The sequence below is a fragment of the Hominibacterium faecale genome, assembly GCF_020734085.1.
Taxonomy (GTDB): domain Bacteria; phylum Bacillota; class Clostridia; order Peptostreptococcales; family Anaerovoracaceae; genus Hominibacterium; species Hominibacterium faecale.
This window is the reverse complement of sequence record NZ_JAJAGH010000006.1, coordinates 230,414-251,706: the sequence shown is the minus strand read 5'-3', so window position 1 is coordinate 251,706 and position 21,293 is coordinate 230,414. Positions and strand designations below refer to the sequence as shown.

The 21,293-nt window shown below is 46.0% G+C and carries 24 protein-coding genes; 8 read left to right on the top strand and 16 right to left on the bottom strand.

Annotated elements, in window-relative coordinates; translation table 11 throughout:
- The 7 genes from miaA to yneA all read left to right on the top strand — a co-directional run bounded on the left by miaA (position 1) and on the right by yneA (position 6,647).
- Positions 1–930, top strand: a complete 930-nt coding sequence (gene miaA / locus LG211_RS09060; protein WP_253019678.1) for a tRNA (adenosine(37)-N6)-dimethylallyltransferase MiaA — start codon at positions 1–3, stop codon at positions 928–930.
- Positions 909–2,051 (top strand): tyrosine-type recombinase/integrase, encoded by a 1,143-nt coding sequence (locus LG211_RS09055; RefSeq protein WP_148395189.1) that lies wholly within the window; start codon positions 909–911, stop codon positions 2,049–2,051. Before miaA ends, LG211_RS09055 begins: the two co-directional genes overlap by 22 nt.
- Before the next feature lie 58 nt (positions 2,052–2,109).
- Positions 2,110–3,663, top strand: coding sequence for a GLUG motif-containing protein (locus LG211_RS09050; protein ID WP_148395190.1), 1,554 nt, complete (start codon positions 2,110–2,112; stop codon positions 3,661–3,663).
- A 39-nt stretch (positions 3,664–3,702) separates the two neighbouring features.
- On the top strand, positions 3,703–4,998 hold the full coding sequence (locus tag LG211_RS09045) for a methionine gamma-lyase family protein (protein WP_227755166.1): 1,296 nt from the start codon (positions 3,703–3,705) through the stop codon (positions 4,996–4,998).
- A gap of 33 nt (positions 4,999–5,031) precedes the next feature.
- Complete coding sequence (locus LG211_RS09040; protein ID WP_148395192.1) at positions 5,032–5,763, top strand: TVP38/TMEM64 family protein; 732 nt, start codon at positions 5,032–5,034, stop codon at positions 5,761–5,763.
- A gap of 9 nt (positions 5,764–5,772) precedes the next feature.
- Entirely contained in the window at positions 5,773–6,036 is a 264-nt protein-coding gene (locus LG211_RS09035; protein WP_227755165.1) for a hypothetical protein, read from the top strand.
- 290 nt (positions 6,037–6,326) lie between these two features.
- A complete protein-coding gene (gene yneA / locus LG211_RS09030; protein ID WP_227755164.1) occupies positions 6,327–6,647 on the top strand; it encodes a cell division suppressor protein YneA in 321 nt (106 codons plus the stop codon).
- A 454-nt stretch (positions 6,648–7,101) separates the two neighbouring features.
- Here the strand turns inward: yneA and LG211_RS09025 are convergent, their stop codons facing one another.
- The 13 genes from LG211_RS09025 to LG211_RS08965 all read right to left on the bottom strand — a co-directional run bounded on the left by LG211_RS09025 (position 7,102) and on the right by LG211_RS08965 (position 17,198).
- The gene (locus LG211_RS09025; protein ID WP_148395195.1) at positions 7,102–7,515 is read right to left on the bottom strand and encodes a hypothetical protein; all 414 of its coding nucleotides are present in this window, start codon (positions 7,513–7,515) and stop codon (positions 7,102–7,104) included.
- A gap of 8 nt (positions 7,516–7,523) precedes the next feature.
- A complete protein-coding gene (locus LG211_RS09020; RefSeq protein ID WP_227755163.1) occupies positions 7,524–7,928 on the bottom strand; it encodes a lipocalin-like domain-containing protein in 405 nt (134 codons plus the stop codon).
- Between the two features lie 42 nt (positions 7,929–7,970).
- Positions 7,971–8,426 carry an acyl-CoA thioesterase gene (locus tag LG211_RS09015; protein WP_148395197.1) on the bottom strand — a complete coding sequence of 152 codons (456 nt, stop codon included), beginning with the start codon at positions 8,424–8,426 and terminating at the stop codon, positions 7,971–7,973.
- Between the two features lie 119 nt (positions 8,427–8,545).
- Positions 8,546–9,019 (bottom strand): acyl-CoA thioesterase, encoded by a 474-nt coding sequence (locus LG211_RS09010; protein WP_148395198.1) that lies wholly within the window; start codon positions 9,017–9,019, stop codon positions 8,546–8,548.
- A 55-nt stretch (positions 9,020–9,074) separates the two neighbouring features.
- Positions 9,075–9,500: a Holliday junction resolvase RuvX gene (gene ruvX, locus LG211_RS09005; RefSeq protein ID WP_269477365.1), complete on the bottom strand. Its 426-nt coding sequence runs from the start codon at positions 9,498–9,500 to the stop codon at positions 9,075–9,077.
- Between the two features lie 63 nt (positions 9,501–9,563).
- Complete coding sequence (locus LG211_RS09000; RefSeq protein ID WP_415270808.1) at positions 9,564–9,794, bottom strand: IreB family regulatory phosphoprotein; 231 nt, start codon at positions 9,792–9,794, stop codon at positions 9,564–9,566.
- Positions 9,795–9,969: 175 nt separating this feature from the next.
- The gene (alaS, locus tag LG211_RS08995) at positions 9,970–12,591 is read right to left on the bottom strand and encodes an alanine--tRNA ligase (RefSeq protein ID WP_269477364.1); all 2,622 of its coding nucleotides are present in this window, start codon (positions 12,589–12,591) and stop codon (positions 9,970–9,972) included.
- A 78-nt stretch (positions 12,592–12,669) separates the two neighbouring features.
- A complete protein-coding gene (locus LG211_RS08990; RefSeq protein WP_269477363.1) occupies positions 12,670–13,596 on the bottom strand; it encodes an Ig-like domain-containing protein in 927 nt (308 codons plus the stop codon).
- A gap of 10 nt (positions 13,597–13,606) precedes the next feature.
- Positions 13,607–15,160 (bottom strand): S8 family serine peptidase, encoded by a 1,554-nt coding sequence (locus LG211_RS08985; protein ID WP_269477362.1) that lies wholly within the window; start codon positions 15,158–15,160, stop codon positions 13,607–13,609.
- Entirely contained in the window at positions 15,157–15,666 is a 510-nt protein-coding gene (locus tag LG211_RS08980; RefSeq protein WP_148395204.1) for a nitroreductase family protein, read from the bottom strand. Before LG211_RS08980 ends, LG211_RS08985 begins: the two co-directional genes overlap by 4 nt.
- Before the next feature lie 19 nt (positions 15,667–15,685).
- Positions 15,686–16,738: a Sir2 family NAD-dependent protein deacetylase gene (locus LG211_RS08975; protein WP_148395205.1), complete on the bottom strand. Its 1,053-nt coding sequence runs from the start codon at positions 16,736–16,738 to the stop codon at positions 15,686–15,688.
- Positions 16,739–16,872: 134 nt separating this feature from the next.
- Positions 16,873–17,028, bottom strand: a complete 156-nt coding sequence (locus tag LG211_RS08970; RefSeq protein WP_227755160.1) for a hypothetical protein — start codon at positions 17,026–17,028, stop codon at positions 16,873–16,875.
- Positions 17,028–17,198 carry a hypothetical protein gene (locus LG211_RS08965; protein WP_227755159.1) on the bottom strand — a complete coding sequence of 57 codons (171 nt, stop codon included), beginning with the start codon at positions 17,196–17,198 and terminating at the stop codon, positions 17,028–17,030. Before LG211_RS08965 ends, LG211_RS08970 begins: the two co-directional genes overlap by 1 nt.
- Positions 17,199–17,293: 95 nt before the next feature.
- Between LG211_RS08965 and LG211_RS08960 the strand changes: the two genes are divergently transcribed.
- Positions 17,294–18,250 (top strand): aldo/keto reductase, encoded by a 957-nt coding sequence (locus tag LG211_RS08960; protein ID WP_227755158.1) that lies wholly within the window; start codon positions 17,294–17,296, stop codon positions 18,248–18,250.
- A 143-nt stretch (positions 18,251–18,393) separates the two neighbouring features.
- On the opposite strand, the gene mnmA is transcribed toward LG211_RS08960, so the two are convergent.
- Genes mnmA through nifS form a run of 3 tightly spaced genes read right to left on the bottom strand, consistent with a single transcriptional unit; the run spans position 18,394 to position 21,088 of the window.
- Positions 18,394–19,461 (bottom strand): tRNA 2-thiouridine(34) synthase MnmA, encoded by a 1,068-nt coding sequence (gene mnmA / locus LG211_RS08955; protein ID WP_269477361.1) that lies wholly within the window; start codon positions 19,459–19,461, stop codon positions 18,394–18,396.
- A gap of 1 nt (position 19,462) precedes the next feature.
- The gene (gene nifU, locus LG211_RS08950) at positions 19,463–19,906 is read right to left on the bottom strand and encodes a Fe-S cluster assembly scaffold protein NifU (protein ID WP_148395354.1); all 444 of its coding nucleotides are present in this window, start codon (positions 19,904–19,906) and stop codon (positions 19,463–19,465) included.
- A gap of 12 nt (positions 19,907–19,918) precedes the next feature.
- Positions 19,919–21,088 carry a cysteine desulfurase NifS gene (nifS, locus tag LG211_RS08945; protein WP_148395208.1) on the bottom strand — a complete coding sequence of 390 codons (1,170 nt, stop codon included), beginning with the start codon at positions 21,086–21,088 and terminating at the stop codon, positions 19,919–19,921.
- Between the last annotated feature and the right edge of the window lie 205 nt (positions 21,089–21,293).

Below are 21,293 nucleotides of genomic sequence, written 5' to 3'. Positions count from 1 at the left end.
ATGAAAGAAATATTAGTCGTTGCCGGACCCACGGCCGTAGGAAAAACTGAATACGCTCTGAAACTGGCTCAGCGGCTGGACGGGGAAATTGTTTCCTGCGACTCCATGCAGCTTTATAAATACATGGATATCGGCAGCGCCAAGCCGACGAAGGAAGAACGCGCTCTGGTAAAGCATTATCTGGTAGATGAAATCGATCCCAGGGAGCCTTTTTCGGCCGCTGAATATCAGAAAAGGGCCAAAGCCGCCATCGCCGAAATCCATGACAAGGGAAAACTTCCCATCATTTCCGGCGGTACCGGGCTCTATCTCAACTCGCTGCTCTATGAAATGGATTTCAGCGCGCCGCCCAGAAGGGACGGTTATCGGGAAAAACTGGAGCAGCTGGCCCATGAACAGGGAAAAGAGGCCGTATATCGTCTCCTTGCGGAAAAAGATCCAGATGCGGCAGCACGGATCCATCCCAACAACACAAAAAAAATCATCCGTGCGCTGGAAGCCGTGGAGACAACCGGTCAGGGAATCCCGGCCTTCACTCAGGTCCGCACCCCGGTCAGCGGCTATAAGCCTTGCCTCCTCGGCCTTACCAGGGATCGGCAGGAGCTTTATGACCGCATCAATGCCCGGGTAGAGATCCTTATGAAGCAGGGCCTCCTGGAAGAAGTCAAGGGACTGCTCGGGATGGGACTATCCGAGGACGATATTTCCATGAAAGGAATCGGCTATAAAGAATTGATCTATCATTTGCACGGCAAATACGATCTTGATACGGCTGTGAAGAAAATACAGCAAAACACTCGAAATTACGCAAAAAGACAGTTAACTTGGTTCCGCAGATATGATAAAATTAAGTGGTTTGAGCTTTCTATGTATGAAAGCAGTGAAAAGGCATTAAAGGATATGATTTTATGGGTGGACAAAAACAAATAAAGGTTCATAATAAGAGTAGTAAGCCGGATAATATCGTCATGAAGGAACATGAGATCATCCACCAGTGCGAAGAGATCGAACATGAGCTTCCTCGGTTCCTCCGGGGATTTTTCGCATACCTTCGCGGCAATGTGCTTCCTATGACTAGGCTGGCTTACCTCCATGACATCAAATTTTTCTGTGAGTATCTCATAAAAGAAACGGCTCTTTCCGAGGCTCCATGTCCAAAAGACATCACCTTATCGGAGTTTGACGAGATCCGGGCGGTGGATGTGAACGCATTTATCGACTATTGCAGAAGGTACAAAGTCGAAACGAAGGGTTCGATTGTCGTCTATGAAAACAACAATAAGACCCTGGCCAGAAAAAAATCTTCTGTTTCGGTCATGTTCAAACAGCTCTATCGAGACGAGCTGCTGAAAAAAAACATTACCGATGGATTTGATCCCATTCGTGTTCCAAAAGCGACAGAACGGGAGATTAAAGCTCTTCAGGACGACGAGGTGATGATTATGCTGGATGCGGTGGCTGCGGGCAGCCATCTGACAAAGAAGGAACGGCAGTTTTGGGAAAAAACAAAAAAACGGGACAAAGCGATCCTGCTGTTATTTCTGACTTACGGTCTCAGGCTTTCTGAGCTTCAGCAGCTCAATGTGTCCTCCTTTAACTTTTCCAGAGGAGAATTCACGATCTACCGAAAGCGGGGAAAAGAATCCAATATGCCCCTGAATCAATCGGTAACCCTGGCGGTCAGAGACTACATAGAGGATGAACGGGCCGACGATTCCAAGCTGGAAGAAATCCATAAGGATGCGCTGTTTCTTTCTCTCCAAGGCAAGAGAATGACAGAACGGCAAATCCGGGAACTGGTGAAAAAATATACGTCCATTGGACTTGCTACATCCCGAAAATCCGGTTACAGTCCCCATAAACTAAGAGCTACCGCAGCTACCAGTTTGATCGGGCGCGGCAACTCCATCTTTGATGTTCAAGCTCTGATGGATCATGAACAGGTGACAACCACTCAGCTTTATGCTGCACATAAGATGAATGTCAAGCGGGAGCTGGTGAAAGATATGGAATGGGAGCTGGAACGAACTGAGGGTAAGAAGAAAAAATGATCACAGAAATAACAAAGATACAGTGTATGGTGGTTCTAGAAAGGAAAGAAAAAAGGAAATGAAGAAGAAGGCCTTTATCTGCACGTGTGCAGCATCTTTATTAATATGCAATTGTGTGACTGCGGCTCCTGTCTTTGCAGCCGACTATTCATTTATACAAAAAGTTGAAAATCTTCAATATGACGCTGAGTTTCAAGCAGAACTCGCTGAAGAAGAGGCAATTAAAGCAGGCAAGGCCGATACCAGCTGGTTTGATCCGGATGATCCCAAGGAAGTGTATGAGATTACGACTGAGCAGCAGCTCTTCGGTCTGGCTAAATTGGTCCGCACTAGGAAAATCGAATGGAAAGTCAATGAGGTCTATACTTTTAAAGGGGTTACCTTTAAATTGATGAATGATATCGCCCTGACCAAAAACTGGATACCTATTGGAAACTCTGAGGTACACTTGTTTGAAGGCGTGTTTGACGGGAATGGACATACGATCTCCGGAATAAAGATCAATGGCTCTCAAGAAGACAATCAAGGTTTTTTCGGTTATTTGGCAGGAACCGTGAACAACTTGAATTTATCCGGCAGCATCAATACTTACGGCAGCAATATCGGCGGTATGGCCGGCACGATGACCTCGTCGGCAGTTGTTGAAAACTGTACCGTAAACATAGAAGTCTCTGGGACAGATAAAATTGGCGGGGTAGTCGGCGAAAGCAATTCTGGTCAGGTGATCAATTGTCATAACCAGGGCAGCGTCAAAGGAAATGTCAAGGTTGGCGGCGTGGTCGGCGAAAACTGGAATGGACGTATTGAACAATGTTCCAACGAAGGAACCGTTGTTTCTAAAGGAAAGGGTGTGGGTACTTATGGTACCGGCGGTATTGCCGGTAGATCGGTAGCCAAATCAGCAATGATCAAGGAGTCCTTCAATCGAGGAAATATTCATTCGGGAAATGAATGCGCCGGCGGCGTGGTGGGTTATACCAACGCAGTCGGTTCAACGGTGGAAAGCTGTTATAATACTGGTTCTGTTTCCGGTCCTGAGGACGGTTCTTACGGTTATGTCGGGGGAGTGGTTGGTAGTATCGGCGAAGATGGAGTAAAACTTCGAAATTCTTATAATGCCGGAACCTTAAAAAATGGTAAATATATCGGCGGTATACTTGGCAATTACACGGCAGACTATTATAATGATATAGGACGCTCAATCAGCAACAATTATTATCTGAACAACTCGGCAAAGGCTGCTGTCGGAAAAGACAGGGAGGGGAAAGGGAAGAAACGGTACTCAAAGACGATCGTTCCCATGTCCTCCGGAGATATGAGGAGTACCCATATGGCATCCGATTTGGGCAATGCCTATCGTCCTGATACCAGCGGTATGTACGGCATGAACAACGGTTATCCGGTTTTTATATGGCAGGAAAATGAAACCATTGACCGGAACGCAATATTAAAAAAGATGAGGATCGGTTATAAGGATTCCTTCCAGAAGTTCTTTGAAGAAAATCTTTATGGGACTGCTTCTGGTGAATTTATTATAGAGATGTTCAACCCCCATGTTTATATTGAAAATATGTTTTCTGAATTAAAAGATAAAGCGGAAGATATGAAATAGACTAGATATAAAAATATTATGTAAAGTGAGAAATGAAACATGCAGACAAATACTTATCGATTATTATCAAAAGAGTTACAGATTGCCCCTCGCGTTCTGGATCATATTTCAGAGGCCGAGGAAGCGGTAAAAGGCGAATTTGATCATTTGGACGATATTATGGCATATAACCAGTATAAAGTCCTGACCGCATTTCAAAAGAATCGAATCAGTGACACGCATTTTGCCTGGAATACTGGATATGGCTACGATGATGCCGGCAGGGACGCTTTGGAGCGAGTTTATGCTGATATTTTTAAAGCGGAAGCAGCATTGGTTCGGCCGATTATCGTCAATGGGACGCATGCGTTAACCCTAACGCTGACCGGGATATTGCGACCGGGAGATGAGCTGATCTACTGCACCGGAGCCCCATATGATACGTTGGAAGAAGTAATTGGAATCCGGGGCGAGGGCAAGGGTTCTCTGAGGGAGTTTGGAGTCAGCTACAAACAAGTAGAGCTCACGCCGGAAGGAAATATCGATTTGACCGCGCTTAAGAATGCGATTACGGAAAAGACCCGCATGGTAACAGTTCAACGCGCTACCGGATATGGCTGGCGAAAGGCTATTACCATTCCTCAGATTCGTGAATGGGCGGACTTCGTCCACCAGATCAATCCCAATATTGTGTGCATGGTGGATAACTGTTACGGCGAATTTCTGGATACGGAGGAGCCTACTGAAGTTGGCGCTGATGTTCTTGCCGGTTCTCTCATCAAGAATCCGGGAGGCGGCCTGGCTTTGACGGGCGGCTATATTGCCGGAAAAAAAGAACTAATCGATCTGATTTCTTATCGAATGACCTCGCCGGGGATTGGGGGGGAATGCGGCCTCACGTTTGGACAGACCAGGACTATGTTCCAAGGACTGTTTCTTGCACCTAAAACAGTAAACGGTGCGGTTAAGGGTGCGGTTTTGTGCGCAAAGGCATTTGAAATGCTGGAATATGATGTCTGTCCGAAGGCAGGGGATACCCGGAGCGATATCATTGAAGCAGTCAAGCTTGGGAGTCCGGAAGCGGTGGTTGCTTTTTGTGAAGGAATTCAGGCAGCTGCTCCAATTGATGCTTATGTAAAACCGATTCCATGGGATATGCCGGGATATGAGGATCAGGTGGTCATGGCTGCCGGCGCCTTTGTTCAGGGTTCATCCATTGAGCTGAGTGCCGATGCTCCTATCCGCGAGCCTTACATCGTTTATTTTCAGGGGGGACTCACTTATGAGCATTCCAAATTCGGCGTTATCAAGGCCTTGCAGACCTTGTATGAACAAGGCCTGGTTTCATTGGATTAAAACAAATGGGTAAAGGGATTACTAGCTAGAGTTATGAATAAACAAAAAAAAGAACAATTACGAAGAAAAATTAAAGTATTTACAACCATTTTAAAGCTTGCACTGCTGCTGTTCATATTGGTGGGCTTGCCGCTGTATATCTATTTTTATCAGCCGGAAGTGATTGAACGCATGTCCAGTCTGGAAAGTGTAAACGCCTTTTTTAAGCAGTATAAAACCCAGAGCATTTTAGTCTATATTGGCGCGCAAGTGGCGCAGATCGTAGTCTGTATCATACCGGGCCAGTGGCTGCAATTCGCTGCCGGATATATGTACGGATTTTGGCTGGGCTTTCTGTTTTCTCTGATCGGCGCAGCGATTGGTTCGGTGATCACGTATTATCTGGCAAAACTTTTGGGCCGCGATGCGATGCATCTGATTTTCGGTGAGCAAAAGATCAATCAATTCATCCATAAGCTAAACAGCAAGAAAGCGGTTGTGATTGTGTTTCTGATTTTTCTGATACCGGGGGTACCCAAGGACCTATGCAACTATGCGGCCGGTATTTCGGAAATGAAGTTAAAGCCGTTTTTAATCGTTTCTTTGATCGGAAGAAGCCCGGGAATGATGGGCAGCCTTCTTATCGGCAGACAGATTGAAGCGGGGGATTATACAGGAGCGATCGTCATTGCGGTTATTGCAGTTATTCTGTTTATCATTGGTATTGTTATGCGGAAGAAATTGACGATCTGGCTGGATAAAGCTTATGACAAACTCTATAAATAGGAGACCTCTATGAGAAAAAATCTCAATTTTATTTTATACGGAATTGCAATGGCAATCATTTTGATTCCCATTGCAATGACGGAAGCTCTTCACAAACCGATGGGCCAGCCTGCGGAAACATGGCTTCTATCCGGCGGATTGGTCTTATTGATCGCGGGCAAGCTGTTCTCTATAAAAAAGAAGCGGCAGCAGACCGGCGAGTCCATCTTTTTAGATGTGGTCATCGTTCTTTGCCTGGCCGCTATGATTATATGGATGTTTATAAAGATGTAAGATGCGAGCCGTGCCGAGCATCTTTCACTATTCTATACCTTGCGGCAACGCCGCACTCCGATTCTGCTTGCTTTAACCGTTTTCCGATAACCATCGGGTGGAGGGAAACGGTCAAAATTTTTGTTTCTAACATTCTTAACTCCTTGTAAAAATTCCATTCTTTAATTATGCGTTTTTATTTATCACAAACTTGCGAACAAATGTTTACATTTTTCTTGACAAGGAATATATGTTCGTGTATGATAAGAACATCAGGAAGAACAAACGTTCAGAAAGGGTGGGTATATAGAATGCAGATGAAAAGACAAACAAGAAAAAAATATAGAATTAAATCAAGAGTAAGATTTACTGTCTTTATTGTTCTAATGCTTCTTGTAACAGCAACTGCAGTCACAACATTTTTGGGATTTAATAATGCAGATGGTATGACAAAGCCGCAATATATCCAAGTTCAAGTTGAGTCCGGCGACACATTATGGTCGATAGCAGAACAATATATGCCTGCGGATATGGATCGCCGTGAATCCGTACATATAATTAGTAAAACGAACGAAACTTCTGCATCAAAGCTTTATCCGGGACAAACACTGAAGATTCCTGTAAAACGTTAAGTTGTTTGTCTTTTGGATGTTGACAGAGGATACTAAATTATAATAAAAATTGCTTAAAACGGAAATTAGAGCTTCGCTTAGAAGGACAAAAGGAATAGGTATAAGATGATTGTGCCGACACGTAAGATACAAACGCTTGGAGAGCGAAATAAACTAATAAACGATCAAGTATTGGGGCAAGTGAAACAAAGCTGCTAAATGAATCTTTAGAAATTCGCCTACAATTTATTTAGACAAAAGGGGTTATTATAAAAATTATGCATTTTCCTAAACCAATATTATACAACTATTATACAACTTACTTGAAAAAGCTGAACTGCTAATTTGTTCGGCTTTTTCGGTATTTCAGTATACTTTCGTGGAACTTTATAAATTATAACATTTCCGAAAATTATGATTTTAGGAATAGTTACTGAAGCTTGATGTTACCTTCTTTCCTATTATAACCGTACAGTTAATCTGCTGATTTTTGCTTTTCAAATACCAGCGTGATACCGCTCTGGGAAAATAGCAGCTGATTATTTTCCAAATTTACTTGCAGATCAGAGCTATTGTCACTGTCTTTAATAGTATAGACACCATCACCATCATCGCTCCACTTGCTTTTTTTTGCTTCTCCAAAGATTTCAATTGAAACCGTATTGTCCTCGTAGAATATGATTTGAGGAAAGCTGTCAAGATTCATTTGTTTTAAAAAGTCGTCTCTGGTGATTTCCTGATCTGCGACTTTCGCAGAACTCAGTTCCCAGATCCCTGTGATGAGAGCTTTTGAAGCGTCATCAGAATTATTGCATGCTGTTATGGTTATACAAATGAAAGCGGTCAATAATAACAGGACGACTTTGCTTTTGATTTTCTTATTTAACATCTTCTCCCCTACTTCTTCTCATAAGTCAGCGCATAGCCGTTTTGTTCCATTTTCAAAGTCGATCCGTCAAGTTCCACGGATTTGGTCACATCATCGTCCCCTGACTTATAAGTGATGGAATAAGCACCGCCCTCTTCGGCCCAAGTGCCGGTTCCTGAATCGCCGTTCACATCCAGCGTTACTTTGCCGTCGTCTTCAAATGTTAAAACCGGAACTTTATCCACATCAGCGGATTTCATATAATCCTCCGCACCCATTTTGCTGCTGCCCGCCGCAATTTCCGATAACTCCCAGGTGCCGACGATTGCTGTATTTCCGCCCTTCTTCTGATCACCTGCACCGCAGGCCGCAAGTCCAATACATAAAACCATTGCTAGGATCAATGCCGGGATGTTTTTTTTCATCTGATACATAACATTAAACTTCCTTCCATTCTTCATTTCAATATATATGACTCATTTTCTGAAAGCTTTCTTGCGCTCGATATAAGCTTTTGCCTGCTCATAAAGAACTTTTTCGTCAGCCGTCTGCGGCATATAGGGTTTGACTTCTTGCGGACGGCCGGTTTCGTCGATGCATACCATGGTAAAGTAAGCGGACAAGGCAACCTGCGTATTCCCTTCAGACTTTAAATTTTCCGCATCCACCGTCACCAAGACTTCCATAGAGGTCCTGCCCACATATACGATGGAAGCGGTACATACGACCAGATCGCCCACATGAACGGGAAAATGAAAACTCATCTCATCCACTCTAGCGGTCACGCAATCTGACTTGGAATAACGCATGGCCACCGCCGCTGCCGCTGTATCCATGAATTTTACCATTTCACCGCCGTGGACGACACCCAGCGCATTGGCATGGTGAGGCATCATTACCTGGCTCATTACAATTTGATTTTTTACATCCATATTTTGTCAACCTTCCTTCAGCATATGTCTCCAATACAGAGGGTTCCCCTGCTGTACCAGATCGATTCCTTTCCTATGATAACATAAAATGGACGAAAAGGTCAGCCTCTACAGGGCGGTTATTTGGATTTGGCAATCAAGTCCTTTTTCCTCTGCACATGCTTCGCAGCTTCTTCATACAAACGCAATTCGTCTTCCGTCTCCGGGACATAGTCAGCGACGCACTGGGGCCGCCCGTTCTTGCCCATGCACACCATGGTGAAGTAGGCGGACAGGGCTTTCTGAGGCTTACTGTTGGATTCCAGATCTTCCGCTTCCACATTCACCAAAACTTCCATGGAAGTTTTGCCTACATATACGATTGACGCTGTACAGGTCACCAATGCTCCCACAAAGATCGGAAGGTGAAATTCCAGCTCATCCACTCTGGCGGTTACGCAGTTTGCCTTGGCATATTTCATGGCCACTGCCCCGGCGGCCGTATCCATGAATTTCATGATTTCGCCCCCGTGTACGTTCCCGGCCACATTGGCCTGATGGGGAAGCATTACCTGGCTCATTACGATTTGATTTCTTACATCCATATTGTTCATATTCGTTTACCTCCTGGTCTTTCTAAAAAAAGTCAATTTCTTTTTCCCGGACACCTTATAGTGTATCCAGATAACTTTGCAGAATTAATACTGCCGCTTGTTTATCAATCACTTTTTTACGCTTGTTTCTGCGCACATCGCCCTCGATCAGAACCTTTTCAGCTATGACCGTGGTCAATCGTTCATCCTGAAAGACGATCTGAATGTGGCCCATACCGGAACTTTTCATTTTATTTTCCAGCATGGTTTTAAATTCATAGACTTTTTCTGTTTGTATGCTATCGGTACCATCCAGCTTTTTCGGCAGCCCTATAACAACCGTGTCACAGTCATGTTCCTTAATCAGATCCATGACTTTTCCCGCATCTTTTCGAATGCCAACCCTTTCGATGGTCATAATTCCCTGAGCGGTGATCAGCAAAGGGTCGCTTACCGCCACGCCTATGGTCTTGTCGCCCACATCCAACGCAATTTTTTTCATATTGTTTCCTCGCTTAAACAAAAAATAAGCGGACCGAAATGTTGGCCCGCTTCTCTTAACATTTTACTTGTTCAGGTAAGATTTAATCAATTCCTCTACCAGATCGTCACGTTCGATATGCCCGATGATGTTTCGCGCATTGTTGTGGCTGGTAATGTAGGAAGGGTCCCCCGACAGGATATATCCCACCATCTGGTCGATCGCATTATAGCCTCTTTCCTCCAAAGCATCGTATACAATATTTAAAATTTCTTCAATTGTTCGTTGTTCTATCTTATCGAAATTATCGTACATTCTTGTCTGTCTGTCCATGGTATGTACCTCCTTACCGTCTCTACTTTGATACAATTATACACTTTTATACAATGAAGTACAAGAGATTTTGTTTGATTTCACAAAGACTTAACATTGCCGCAGTGCAAGGCCCGATGCTGCGGCAAATGTTATAGAATCTGTGCGACCAAATGCGTTACAGCAGGCTTTCTGCAACTGCAAAGGCATCCTTAATCTTGGAAGGATCCTTTGCCCCCGCCTGAGCCATATCGGCTTTACCGCCGCCGCCGCCGCCTGCAGCCGCAGCAATCTGCTTGATCATTTTTCCTGCGTGATAGCCCTTATCCAAAAGATCATCTGTCAGAGAAACCAGGAAAGTAACTTTTTCGCCGTTTTGTGCAGCAAATACCATTGCTACATTTTTGTGTTCGGCTTTGATATCATCGGAAAGTCCGCGAAGATCCTGTATCGTGTAATCTTTGAAAGCTCTTGCGATTAACGTCACCCCATTGACCTCTTTGGCATCATCGAACATCTTGTCCATTGCATTTCCAATTGCATTCTTTTTGAACTCCTCCAACTCCTTTTTGACTGACTTGATTTCTTCAGTCAAATTTGAGAGCTTTGCCAAAAGTCCGGAAGGATTGGTTTTTAAGACGACTGCTGCTTCGGCGATGGTCTGCTCCGTTTCGTTGATTCTCTCCAAGAGCGCGGCACCTGTAATTGCTTCAATTCGGCGAACACTAGCGGCTACGCCTGATTCGGAAACAATCTTCAATGCGCCGATCTGACCGGTATTGGCAACGTGGGTGCCGCCGCACAGCTCCTTGCTGTAATCACCGATAGATACAACTCTTACCACATCGCCGTACTTCTCGCCGAAAAGTCCTACTGCACCTTCTTTAGCTGCTTCTTTCAGTGCCATTTCCTTAGTTGAAACAGGAATAAAATGGCTGATCTTATCGTTTATGATTTCTTCAACCTTTGTTAATTCTTCCGAAGTCAATGCTTCGAAGTGATTAAAGTCAAAACGGAGTCCGCTGGCTGTAACACTGGATCCTGCCTGTTGTACATGATCGCCCAGCACTTCTTTCAAAGCTTTATGAAGCAGATGGGTAGCGGTATGGTTCCGTGCGGTATTATTCCGATTAGGTGCGGAAACCAAGCAGTTTACCTCGTCGCCTGTTCTCAGCTCACCTTTTAAGCCTTTGATTTTATGAGCGAAAACATTCTGGAATTTGATGACCTCCAGAACCTCTCCGGCAAAGGTATCATTATATATAATACCAAAATCTCCGGCCTGACCGCCGCTTTCTGCATAAAACGGAGTTTTATCGAGAGCAATTCTGCAGATTTCGCCCTCTTTCAGGCAGCTAACCGGCTTTTGCTCCCAAAACATAGCTTTAATCCTCCCGGTATCAACAACGGTATCGTAACCGGTAAATTCCGTGCTCCCTTCGAAAACAAATTCTGTTGAAGCCTCTTCCCATCCGGCATCTTCTTTTGACCTCTGAGCCGCCCGAGCCAGTTCCTTCTGATGTTCCATATGCTTATTAAAGCCTTCCACATCCGCTTGGCAGCCCTGCTCTTCCAGTATTTCTTGAGTCAGCTCCAGAGGGAAGCCGTAAGTGTCGTGAAGCTTGAACACCTTTTCGCCGTCCAAGATAGTCTGGCCGTTCGCCTTCATTTCCTTTACATAGTCTGTGATAATGCTGGTTCCCTGATCAATGGTACTGCTGAATTTATCTTCTTCAATGGTTATGACTTTTTTAATATATACGCGTTTTTCTTCCAATTCAGGATATGCTTTGCCGGAAATCTCTATAACTCTGCCGCACAGATCGGCCAGGAATGATCCCTCAATTCCCAGCAGCCTCCCATGGCGGGCCGCACGCCTTAGCAGCCGCCTCAAGACATATCCCCTGCCTTCATTGCTCGGTATGATACCGTCAGCGATCATAAACGTAATCGAACGAAGATGGTCGGTAATGATGCGAATTGAAACGTCTGTCGGTGCTTGTCCATTTTCATATTTAACGCCTGCTTTTTCCACGACTCCATCCAAAACAAAACGGACCGTATCAATATCGAAGATCGAGTCAACGCCCTGCATGATAGTAGCCAGCCGTTCCAGCCCCATGCCCGTATCGATATTAGGATGGGCCAGATCCGTATAATTGCCGTCCTCATCTTTGGAAAATTGTGTGAATACGTGGTTCCAGAACTCGATATAGCGGTCGCAGTCGCAGCCCGGTTTACAGTCCGGATTATCACATCCGTATTCTTCTCCTCGATCGTAGTAAATCTCAGAACAAGGACCGCAGGGTCCTGTCCCGATTTCCCAGAAATTATCATCTTTTCCCAGGCGAACGATTCGTTCTTCCGGAAAACCGACAATATCTTTCCAAATATCATATGCGTCGTCATCTTCTTCAAAGACGGAGACCCACAGACGATCCACCGGCAAATCCAAAACCTTTGTCATGAATTCCCAGCCCCAGGTGATGGATTCCACTTTGAAATAATCGCCGAAAGAGAAGCTGCCCAGCATCTCAAAGAAAGTGCCGTGGCGTGACGTATATCCCACGTTCTCAATATCACCTGTCCGCAAACATTTCTGACAAGTGGTCATTCTTTTGGACGGCGGATTCTCAAGACCCGAAAAATAAGGTTTAAGCGGCGCCATTCCTGAATTTATTAAAAGTAAGCTCTTATCGTTCTCCGGGATAAGAGAGAAGCTTTTTCTTTTATAGTGACCTTTAGTCTCATAGAAGCTTTGAAAGGCTTCTCTGATTTGATTAAGTCCCAACTTTTCCATTATAATGTTTCCTCCTGCATTTATTAAACAATTACCCGTAATTATAGCACAATTGCAGTGCGGATTCAAGGCTGCGCGCTATCTTATGTGTACCGGGGCGCTGTATTTTCCATAGACTTTCTTCTTTGCCGAATCGTATTTGTAAGCCCGGACCTTCACATAATAACGGGTGTCCTTTTTCAAGCCTTTTATGGTCTTTTTGGTGGATTTGGCATTGGCATAACTGCTCTTTTTAAAGGTTTTCGACCGGGAATATTTGATCTGGTAGTCGTCCGCACCACGGACTTTGTTATAGGACAGCATCATCTTTGTGCTTCTCTTTTTGCTGATCCGTTTGATATACGTTTTCCCGACCTTTACTTTGTTCCATTTGGCGTAAAGGGTATAATTCTTTTCTGCGCCTTTTTTGATTACCGTAATTTTATGTTTCAAACGTTTGTCCGTATACCAGCCTTGAAAGCTGTACCCGGCTCTCGCCGGTTTTTTCAGCGATACTTTCTCGTTGTAGTAAAGGTCAGGGCTGTTTTTCGCCAGCCTGCCGCCGCCGGTTTTATAGCGGATGGAATAGCATGTCGTCACCGCGCAGCGGGCTGATTTGCCGCCTCTGTCTTTGGAAACGACGGTAATGTAAGCTTTCCCATAACCTTTTGCAAGGACCTTTCCCTTTTGGTCTACAGTTGCAATTTTGCTGTTGGACGTTTTCCAGGTGACGCCTTTTTCTGTTGCATTGGATGGGGACACGGCTGCCTTTAAGGTAAAGGAAGCGCCTTTTTTTATTTTGGCGGAGGTTTTACTCAGCTTTACCGAATAAACGGCCTGCGGTATGGTGAGTTTGGCTAAATCCAAGACCCCGCCGGAGGCGACCTTACCTGCCAGGGAATCGGTTTTCCGCACACTCTTTTTGACTGTTTCTGCAACTTCCAGGGCAGAGAGGTCAGGATTGCAGGCGGCAATCAGGGCTGCGGCACCGGCGGCATGAGGGGCTGCCATGGAGGTGCCATACATAAATGTATATTTACCCCATGTCTAAAACCAGGATACTAGACGGCTGTCCACTTTTCGACAGACCACCACGGATCGCCAAGCTGGCATAGGTCGTCCCGACCTGACCGACCTTCTCCTTTAGCGTGTATGGAATTTGAAGAAAAGCTAAGCCTTTTGTTACATCGGTAAACTGTAATTTCAACGACTGTTTCCCGGTGTTGAAAAAATGCGCTTGATCCAGGGTATAAGTATAGTTGATTGAAGGATTCGTGTTTTTCGGCACACCCCATTTTCCCGGCTCCAGACTGTCTTTCTCCTCATAGTCGGCAAATTCATCGCAGAGCTGCGCTCGCTGCGCAGGCGTGTAGATACCGGGAGTAAAGGAAGGTTCGTTGATTGTCGATAAAATATATGATCCCGGTGCCGCCAGATCGACCGACGTTTTCCCGTAATTGGAATAAGGGGCCAAATCCCCGGAAGGATCGCTGGCGGCAACGGCGATGTTGTATGGGCTGTCCGCGCCGGCAGGGGAAATTAGCCCGCGGTCATTATCCTCGCTGTCGTTTCCGGCGCAGCAGAAAGAGACGGCGCCCTTTTCCCCGGTAATATCCATTACCCTTTTAAACAGTTGGTTCATTGCCTTTATTTTAGGGGCATCTGGCGGGGTATAGTCCTCAGGGATCTCAGTATAGGAATTGTTGATCGCCGCCACGTCAACGCCCAGATCCTGAACGTCGCTGATGTACCAATAGGCACGCAGCGCATTGTAAAGCTCGCCGTATCCATCGTCATCCAGCATTTTCAAGGCCATAAGCTTGATCTTCTGGTTGATGCCGCTGATGCCCACGCCATTATTCCCTGAGGCTCCAATGATACCCGAACAGTGCGTCCCATGCCCATTGTCGTCCATTGGCTCGGCGTCTTCGCTGGCAAAATCATATCCGTATTTCCCCGGCAGCTTGTCCTGATGAGGATTGACCCACATATTGCTTATGAGGTCTTCATGGGTATAATCTATCCCGGTGTCGACGACCGCTACCACCTTAGAGCTTCCCGTTGTCCCTTTATCCCATAGCCTTTCCGGGTGCAGGTCCGCGCCAGGGACACCGCCGCTCTGGCCGGTATTCTTTAGGGCCCACTGGGATGTTACATAGGGGTCGTCCGGCATTTTGCAGGCTTTTAACTGGTAATTGGGCGCGGCGATTTCTACTTGGCCGCTGGCTTTCAGTTTTTCCAGCACTTGTTCCGTAGAGAGCTTCTCTGAACGCACCAGGGCGATGGTCGTTGTTTTTTGCGCCGCGCTTTTTTTTGCTGCGGACGGGCTTTGGGCGGATGGTTCTTTCGCAGCATGTTTGAAATTACAGGTGTCAGCTACCTGGATGCCATCCACATCCAGCGAAGCGGCGGCCGCCCTGCGGCTCATGCCCCCTTGTGTATCTTTGAGAAGGACGATGGCTTCCCCTTCTTTATAATGCGGCTCTTTGCTGTCTTTTGAGCCTGTTTCCCAGGAAGAAGCTGCGAAGGACGCAACTGGGGAAAAACACATCATCAGGGCCATGATGCCCGCTAACAGTTTCCCTTTCATTTTATATACCTTACCCGCGACGGATCAAAAAAACCTCTCGCTTCAGGAGCCTGATCAGGAACCCCCACGGCGATAAGGGCATACGGAATGCTGGTCACCCGCAGCAGTGCTTGGGCTTTCTCCACCCGGTGCTGGATCGGATACATGCCGCACCAGCAAGTGCCGTAACCAAGATCTTCTGCCTGAAGGATCAGGTTTTCCGCCGCCGCCCCGCAGTCCTGAGGCCAGAAGCCGGAACAGATTCCGGTTTGCAGCTCCGGTTTTGCGCAAATCACAATGGCTGCGGACGCGGTCCTGAGCATTCTGGCATATGGATTTATTTCCGTAAGTTTCTCTAGGATCCCACGGTTTTCCACAACCAGGAATTCCCAAGGTCTGGTATTTCCGGCGCTGGGAGCCATCATAGCCGCTTCCAGCATCAGCTGAAAATGCTCCTGGGGAATGACCACGCCCTTTTTATATTTGCGAATGCTGCGTCTGCTGCGAATTGCTTCTGTTACGTTCATCTTTTATAACCTCCTCGGTTTAATCCATATATTGCCTCGGCGCCCGGGCAAAAGCTTCAAAGGGAACATCTCCCCGATAATTCAAAATTGTATCTTTTCGAAGAAACCGCAGATAACGGGATTCTTCTTTTTCCATTTCTTCAATGGATTTTCCTTCATAACCGTTGAAGACAGAGACTTTTAACGGCTCTGGACGCATTCTGCCTTGCTCGCTTTTTTTCAGCAGGGTTTTTATATGTATGTCTGCATGGGGAAAGGAATAGCCGCAGATCACAATGTGGTCCGCGTTGACAAGAGCTTCATAAGCATTTTCCCAAACGCGGCGGATATTGTCGCCGTACTGGACGAAATTTTTAAAATAGGTGGGCGGAATAATTACCGACGTCTGTTGACTGCCGCATTTTTCACATTTATGGGCGTTAAAATCCAGCAGGTTGTTGGCGGAAATATCCGCCGCTTCTTTCACTTGGATACATCCGCATTGGGTGCAGTAGAGCCAGTTCATGGAACCATGCAGCTTGAGCAGCCTAATCCCGTGTCCTTGGCGTGAAAAGCCATAATTGATGATTCTCCTTTGTGAAAACAATGCGTTATCCGCAAGGAGATCGTAATTGGTGGACAAAAAATCCACCTGACGCCCGCTGCGGTCGCAGAGATTTTCCACCAGCTGCTTATGATAACTATCGATAATCTGATAATTATCTTCATTTCGCTTATGTTCGAGCTGGGATTCGATGGCAAGGGCCATGCTGGCAACAATGGCATCCTTGTATTTCCGGACTTTCCCGCTTCCGGCATAGCTGCCTTCCACCTCAAGAATACCCAGAGCCTCCTCAAAAGACGGGAAAAGCATGGGTTTGGAGCAGCCCAAATCAATTCCAAAGTAACCATCAAAAAACGTAAAAAGATCCATTTTCACGTTTTTATAAAATGGATTCTTCTCATCGTACCGCGTTTGAATCTCCCGGGATTCATCCATCGATTCCATATAGGCCCGGAATAATTCTTTCTGAAGGGGTGCCCCATCGCTTTTTGATGCGCCGGCGCCCAGAAAAACTACAAGTCGCTCCATAAATTTCACCTGTGTCCGCCAAATATGAATTGCTCTGTTCCTATTATATACCGCTGCCTGTTCTTATGTAAACAAAAACTACCATAAAAAGGGCCGGTCCGCAGAACCAGCCTTTTTCCTCAAAGAAAACCGTTTTATTTTTCCTGTTTTGATTGAGCCTTTTCCTTTTCTCTCAACTCTTCAATGATGTTGTCATCATCATCCAAATCTTCTCTGGTCATTCCTAAAATCTTCATATCATCCATATGATTCCAGACCTTATCTTTTTCCATATCATCTAAAATACCCATTAAACTACCTCCGTTAACTTTTCCGTAATATTTTTCAAATCATCGACCGCATTTTTCAGGCCTCGGTGAATCTGTCTCTGGTCTCTCGGCGAAAGGAACATGTATATATGCATTCCAATGATCGCGCCGGCAATGCCAATCCCTACGGCACCAGTGCAAAATTTTCCCATTTTCCGTCCCTCCTTGTATGTTCATTTGTTTAAAATTAGTATGTCCTTACCTGTGGATATTATGTTACTATAAACTTAGATTTCAGGAGGTTTTTATGAAAAAAAAGAAATTAGGGAATACCGGAATTGAAGTAACACCCATTGGGTTCGGCGTACTGACCGTTGGAAATACCCAACTCAATCTGCCGGTAGAAGAAGGAGCAAACGTTTTGCGCTATGCTTTGGAAAAGGGAATCAATTTTCTTGATACTGCTCAATATTATGAAACCTATCCATATATCCGCCAGGCGCTTAAAGATTCCCCGTATAAACCGGTGATCTGCTCCAAATCGCTGGATTTGACTTACAGCCAAATGGAATTTGCCATTAACGAGGCTTTGGAAGAGATGGATCTGGCGTATATCGATATCTTTCTGCTTCACGAAGTCCGTCAGGATCCGGATTGGGATGATCGGGCGGGAGCCTGGCGCTGTCTGGTGGAAGCCAAAGAAAAAGGTCTGGTGAAGGCCATCGGCGTATCTACTCACCATGTGGATGTGGCGGAGAAAATGGCCGCAATTCCAGAAGTGGACGTCCTCTTCCCTCTCATCAATTTCAAAAGCCTGGGTATTCGAAAGGGAGACGGTCCGGGAACGAAAGAAGAGATGGCCGCAGCCATTGAAGCCAATGCCAGGGCAGGAAAAGGCGTCTTTGCCATGAAAGCCTTCGGCGGCGGAAACCTCACCGGTTCTTATCTGGAAGCGCTGGACTATGTGCGGGATCTGCCTGGCGTTGATTCGATCATGATCGGCTTTGGCAGCAAGGAAGAAGTGGATCGAATCGTGGAATATGCAGAAGGCACCATTGATCCGGATTATATTCCTGATGTTTCCAAAAAGAGAATCCGCATCGATCAGGGAGATTGTGAAGGATGCGGAGCCTGTATTACCCGCTGCCCCAATAAAGCCATTTTCCGAAACGGAAACGGTCTGGCGCAGGTGGATCCTTCGATTTGTCTCACCTGCGGCTACTGCGCGCCGGTGTGTCCGGTGAGAGCGATCATTATGTTCTAAGTTTACATAATAATTTTATTATACAGGAAATATCGATTGCGTAGCATTTCCTGTATTTCAAAAGAGTTTACCTTGTGAAAGTGAGCGCGAAGCGCGAATAACGTTTCCAAAGGAAACTTTTTTATAGTCAGCTTAGACCGCAGCTATTCGATAAACCCGCCGCCAACCACACAGTCATCCAAATAAAAAACGATCGATTGGCCGGGCGTGGCAGCTCTCTGTTTTTCATCAAACACAGTGAGGATCCTGCCGTCCGGCTTTGTCATGATCTGTGCAGGCGCAGGTCTTGCTGCATAGCGAATCTTAGCCATTACCCGGGCCCCTTCCAAAATTTCAGGCATGCAACTGCTCCCCGTCATCGAAAAAAAGCTCCCGGAGCAAATTACTTCCCGGGAAAAGAGATCCTCGTGATCCCCCAGAGTCACTGTATTAGCTGCCGGATCCATATCGGTGACGAAAACGGGCTTGCCGAAGGTAATTCCCAGTCCCTTTCTCTGTCCGATGGTGTAGTGAATCAGCCCTTTGTGGCGCCCAAGGACATTCCCCTCTTTATCAATAAAGTCTCCCTCTTCGATGGAATATCCATGTCGTTTAATATAGTCGGCATAATTTTCGTCGTCCGCGATAAAGCAAATCTCCTGGCTGTCCTTAAGATCAGCGTTGTTCATATGATTTTGTCGGGCGATTTCCCTGGCCTGTTCCTTATGTTCCATCAAAGCCAGAGGCAGAAGCAGGCGTTCGATAACCTCCGCCGGCAGGCGATACAGCATGTAAGACTGATCTTTTTTTTCGCTGGCAGCACGCCGCACGGTCCATCCAAGCTGAGAATTATAAGCAGTGCGTGCATAATGGCCTGTGGCAATGTGAAAAGCCCCCGCCCGATCCGCCTCTTGGGTGAGAATTTTGAACTTCACCGTGGGATTGCAGAACACACATGGATTGGGCGTTCTCCCTGCCGCGTATTCACTGCAAAAATTATCGATGACCGTGTCTTGAAAAAGCTGGTGAACATTGCGGTAAAGGAAGGGAATCCCGATCTGATCCGCCGCGGCCTCTGCTGCCCGGCGCCCCTCTTCATTGCCGGAAGAAACGTCAAAATAGAGGCCGGTTACTTCCATGCCTTTTTCCTTTAATAGTAAAGCAGCGGTTGTACTATCTACACCGCCGCTTAATCCAAGTATCACTTTTTTTCTATCCAGTGATTCGTTCATTTTATTCTTCCTCTGGCAGATCATGATGATCGTCCTCGTCCGCATTGGGATCGAAGCCTTCCAGACCTTTATAAGTTTTGCCTGTTTTCTGAGCGTAATCATAGATTGCTGATTTGATCGCATGATCCGCCAGCACCGAACAGTGTATCTTCACTGCCGGAAGGCCCCCCAGCTCGTTGATGATCTGTTTGTTAGTCAGATCGAGAGCTTCATCGATGGTCATACCGATGATCATGTCGGTTGCCACACTGGAGGATGCAATTGCCGATCCGCAGCCAAAGGTCTTGAACTTTGCATCTGTTATTTTATCATCCGCCACCTTAATGGAGATCTGCATCATATCCCCGCACACCGGGCTGCCGTAAGTACCAACGCCGTCGGCGTTTTCAATTTCTCCAACATTATGCGGATTCATAAAATGATCCATTACTTTATCATTATACATGTTAGCCATGTTTTACCACCCTTTCTCGCTCGATACTGATGAAATTTCTCTAAGTTTATTTACCACATTTACCAGGGTTGAAACAACATAATCGATATCTTCTTTTGTCGTCATATCGCCTACGGTGAACCGCAGGGTTCCGTGGATTTTCTCCACCGGTATTCCCAGGGCCGACAGCACATGGGAAGGCGTCAGAGACGCGGATGAGCAGGCAGAGCCGGTTGAAACGGCAATCCCGTTCATATCCAGATAAAGGAGCATCGCTTCTCCCTCAATAAATTCGAAGGTCAGATTGGCGTTGCCCGGATGTCTGTGTTCCATCGATCCGTTTACATAAACATTGTCGATCTTTTCCTGAACCTGCTGGATCAAGTAGTTCCGCAGGGACGATGTATGCTGAATATGTTCGTCCAGGTGGATCCGGGCCAGTTCAGCCGCTTTACCGAATCCTACGATACCGGCCAGGTTCTCCGTGCCGGCCCGTTTTTTATTTTCCTGGGCTCCGCCGTGGAGATAGTTGGAAAGCCTTACACCTTTGCGGATGTACAGCGCTCCCACTCCTTTAGGTCCGTAAATCTTATGTGCGGATATGGACATGAGGTCCACGCCCAGCTCCTTCACATCGATGGGCATATTTCCCAACGCCTGTACGGCATCCGTATGGAAGAGGATCTGATGAGATTTGGCAATAGCTGCCAGTTCCCTGATCGGCTCTACGGTTCCCACTTCATTGTTGACAAACATGATGCTGATGAGAATGGTCTTGTCGGTGATGGCCGCTTCCAAATCGGCAGGGTTCACCCTTCCCTCAGAATCCACATCCAGATAAGTAACGTCATATCCGTGCTTTTCCAGGAACTCGCAGGAATGAAGCATCGCGTGATGCTCAATCTTCGTCGTAATTATGTGATTTCCCTTTTTCTTCAGAACATCGGCAGCGCCCATCACGGCCCAGTTATCGGCTTCCGTACCGCAGGATGTGAAAAAGATTTCCTTTTCATCTGCTCCCACAAGTTCGGCTACCTGTTTTCTGGCGCCAGCCAGGGCTTCTTTTGATTCTGCTGCTATACTATATAAACTGGATGGATTTCCATAGAACTCGGTAAAATACGGAAGCATCGCATCTAAAACTTCTTTTTTTACCGGCGTAGTTGCTGAATAATCTAAATAAACCTGTCGCATTTTCTACTCCTTTGTAATTCGATTCCTTTCAATACAATATACTATTATACCAATATTCAGCCGCATTTAAACACTTTTTGCCAAATTTTTTTATAATACAGGAAATATCGATGCAATCGATATTGACGGAGTTTCAAAGAAAGTACCTTGCAAAGTGTCGGCCCTTGCGGTCGACATGTGTGCATAGGGAGCTGTGCTCCCGTCA

Bases quoted from the DNA above. Each gene is read 5' to 3' on its own strand.
- miaA (WP_253019678.1), top strand. From the start codon at position 1: ATGAAAGAAATATTAGTCGTTGCCGGACCCACGGCCGTAGGAAAAACT.
- LG211_RS09055 (WP_148395189.1), top strand. From the start codon at position 909: ATGGGTGGACAAAAACAAATAAAGGTTCATAATAAGAGTAGTAAGCCG.
- LG211_RS09050 (WP_148395190.1), top strand. From the start codon at position 2,110: ATGAAGAAGAAGGCCTTTATCTGCACGTGTGCAGCATCTTTATTAATA.
- LG211_RS09045 (WP_227755166.1), top strand. From the start codon at position 3,703: ATGCAGACAAATACTTATCGATTATTATCAAAAGAGTTACAGATTGCC.
- LG211_RS09040 (WP_148395192.1), top strand. From the start codon at position 5,032: ATGAATAAACAAAAAAAAGAACAATTACGAAGAAAAATTAAAGTATTT.
- LG211_RS09035 (WP_227755165.1), top strand. From the start codon at position 5,773: ATGAGAAAAAATCTCAATTTTATTTTATACGGAATTGCAATGGCAATC.
- yneA (WP_227755164.1), top strand. From the start codon at position 6,327: ATGCAGATGAAAAGACAAACAAGAAAAAAATATAGAATTAAATCAAGA.
- LG211_RS09025 (WP_148395195.1), bottom strand. From the start codon at position 7,515: ATGTTAAATAAGAAAATCAAAAGCAAAGTCGTCCTGTTATTATTGACC.
- LG211_RS09020 (WP_227755163.1), bottom strand. From the start codon at position 7,928: ATGTATCAGATGAAAAAAAACATCCCGGCATTGATCCTAGCAATGGTT.
- LG211_RS09015 (WP_148395197.1), bottom strand. From the start codon at position 8,426: ATGGATGTAAAAAATCAAATTGTAATGAGCCAGGTAATGATGCCTCAC.
- LG211_RS09010 (WP_148395198.1), bottom strand. From the start codon at position 9,019: ATGAACAATATGGATGTAAGAAATCAAATCGTAATGAGCCAGGTAATG.
- ruvX (WP_269477365.1), bottom strand. From the start codon at position 9,500: ATGAAAAAAATTGCGTTGGATGTGGGCGACAAGACCATAGGCGTGGCG.
- LG211_RS09000 (WP_415270808.1), bottom strand. From the start codon at position 9,794: ATGTACGATAATTTCGATAAGATAGAACAACGAACAATTGAAGAAATT.
- alaS (WP_269477364.1), bottom strand. From the start codon at position 12,591: ATGGAAAAGTTGGGACTTAATCAAATCAGAGAAGCCTTTCAAAGCTTC.
- LG211_RS08990 (WP_269477363.1), bottom strand. From the start codon at position 13,596: ATGTATGGCACCTCCATGGCAGCCCCTCATGCCGCCGGTGCCGCAGCC.
- LG211_RS08985 (WP_269477362.1), bottom strand. From the start codon at position 15,160: ATGAAAGGGAAACTGTTAGCGGGCATCATGGCCCTGATGATGTGTTTT.
- LG211_RS08980 (WP_148395204.1), bottom strand. From the start codon at position 15,666: ATGAACGTAACAGAAGCAATTCGCAGCAGACGCAGCATTCGCAAATAT.
- LG211_RS08975 (WP_148395205.1), bottom strand. From the start codon at position 16,738: ATGGAGCGACTTGTAGTTTTTCTGGGCGCCGGCGCATCAAAAAGCGAT.
- LG211_RS08970 (WP_227755160.1), bottom strand. From the start codon at position 17,028: ATGGGTATTTTAGATGATATGGAAAAAGATAAGGTCTGGAATCATATG.
- LG211_RS08965 (WP_227755159.1), bottom strand. From the start codon at position 17,198: ATGGGAAAATTTTGCACTGGTGCCGTAGGGATTGGCATTGCCGGCGCG.
- LG211_RS08960 (WP_227755158.1), top strand. From the start codon at position 17,294: ATGAAAAAAAAGAAATTAGGGAATACCGGAATTGAAGTAACACCCATT.
- mnmA (WP_269477361.1), bottom strand. From the start codon at position 19,461: ATGAACGAATCACTGGATAGAAAAAAAGTGATACTTGGATTAAGCGGC.
- nifU (WP_148395354.1), bottom strand. From the start codon at position 19,906: ATGTATAATGATAAAGTAATGGATCATTTTATGAATCCGCATAATGTT.
- nifS (WP_148395208.1), bottom strand. From the start codon at position 21,088: ATGCGACAGGTTTATTTAGATTATTCAGCAACTACGCCGGTAAAAAAA.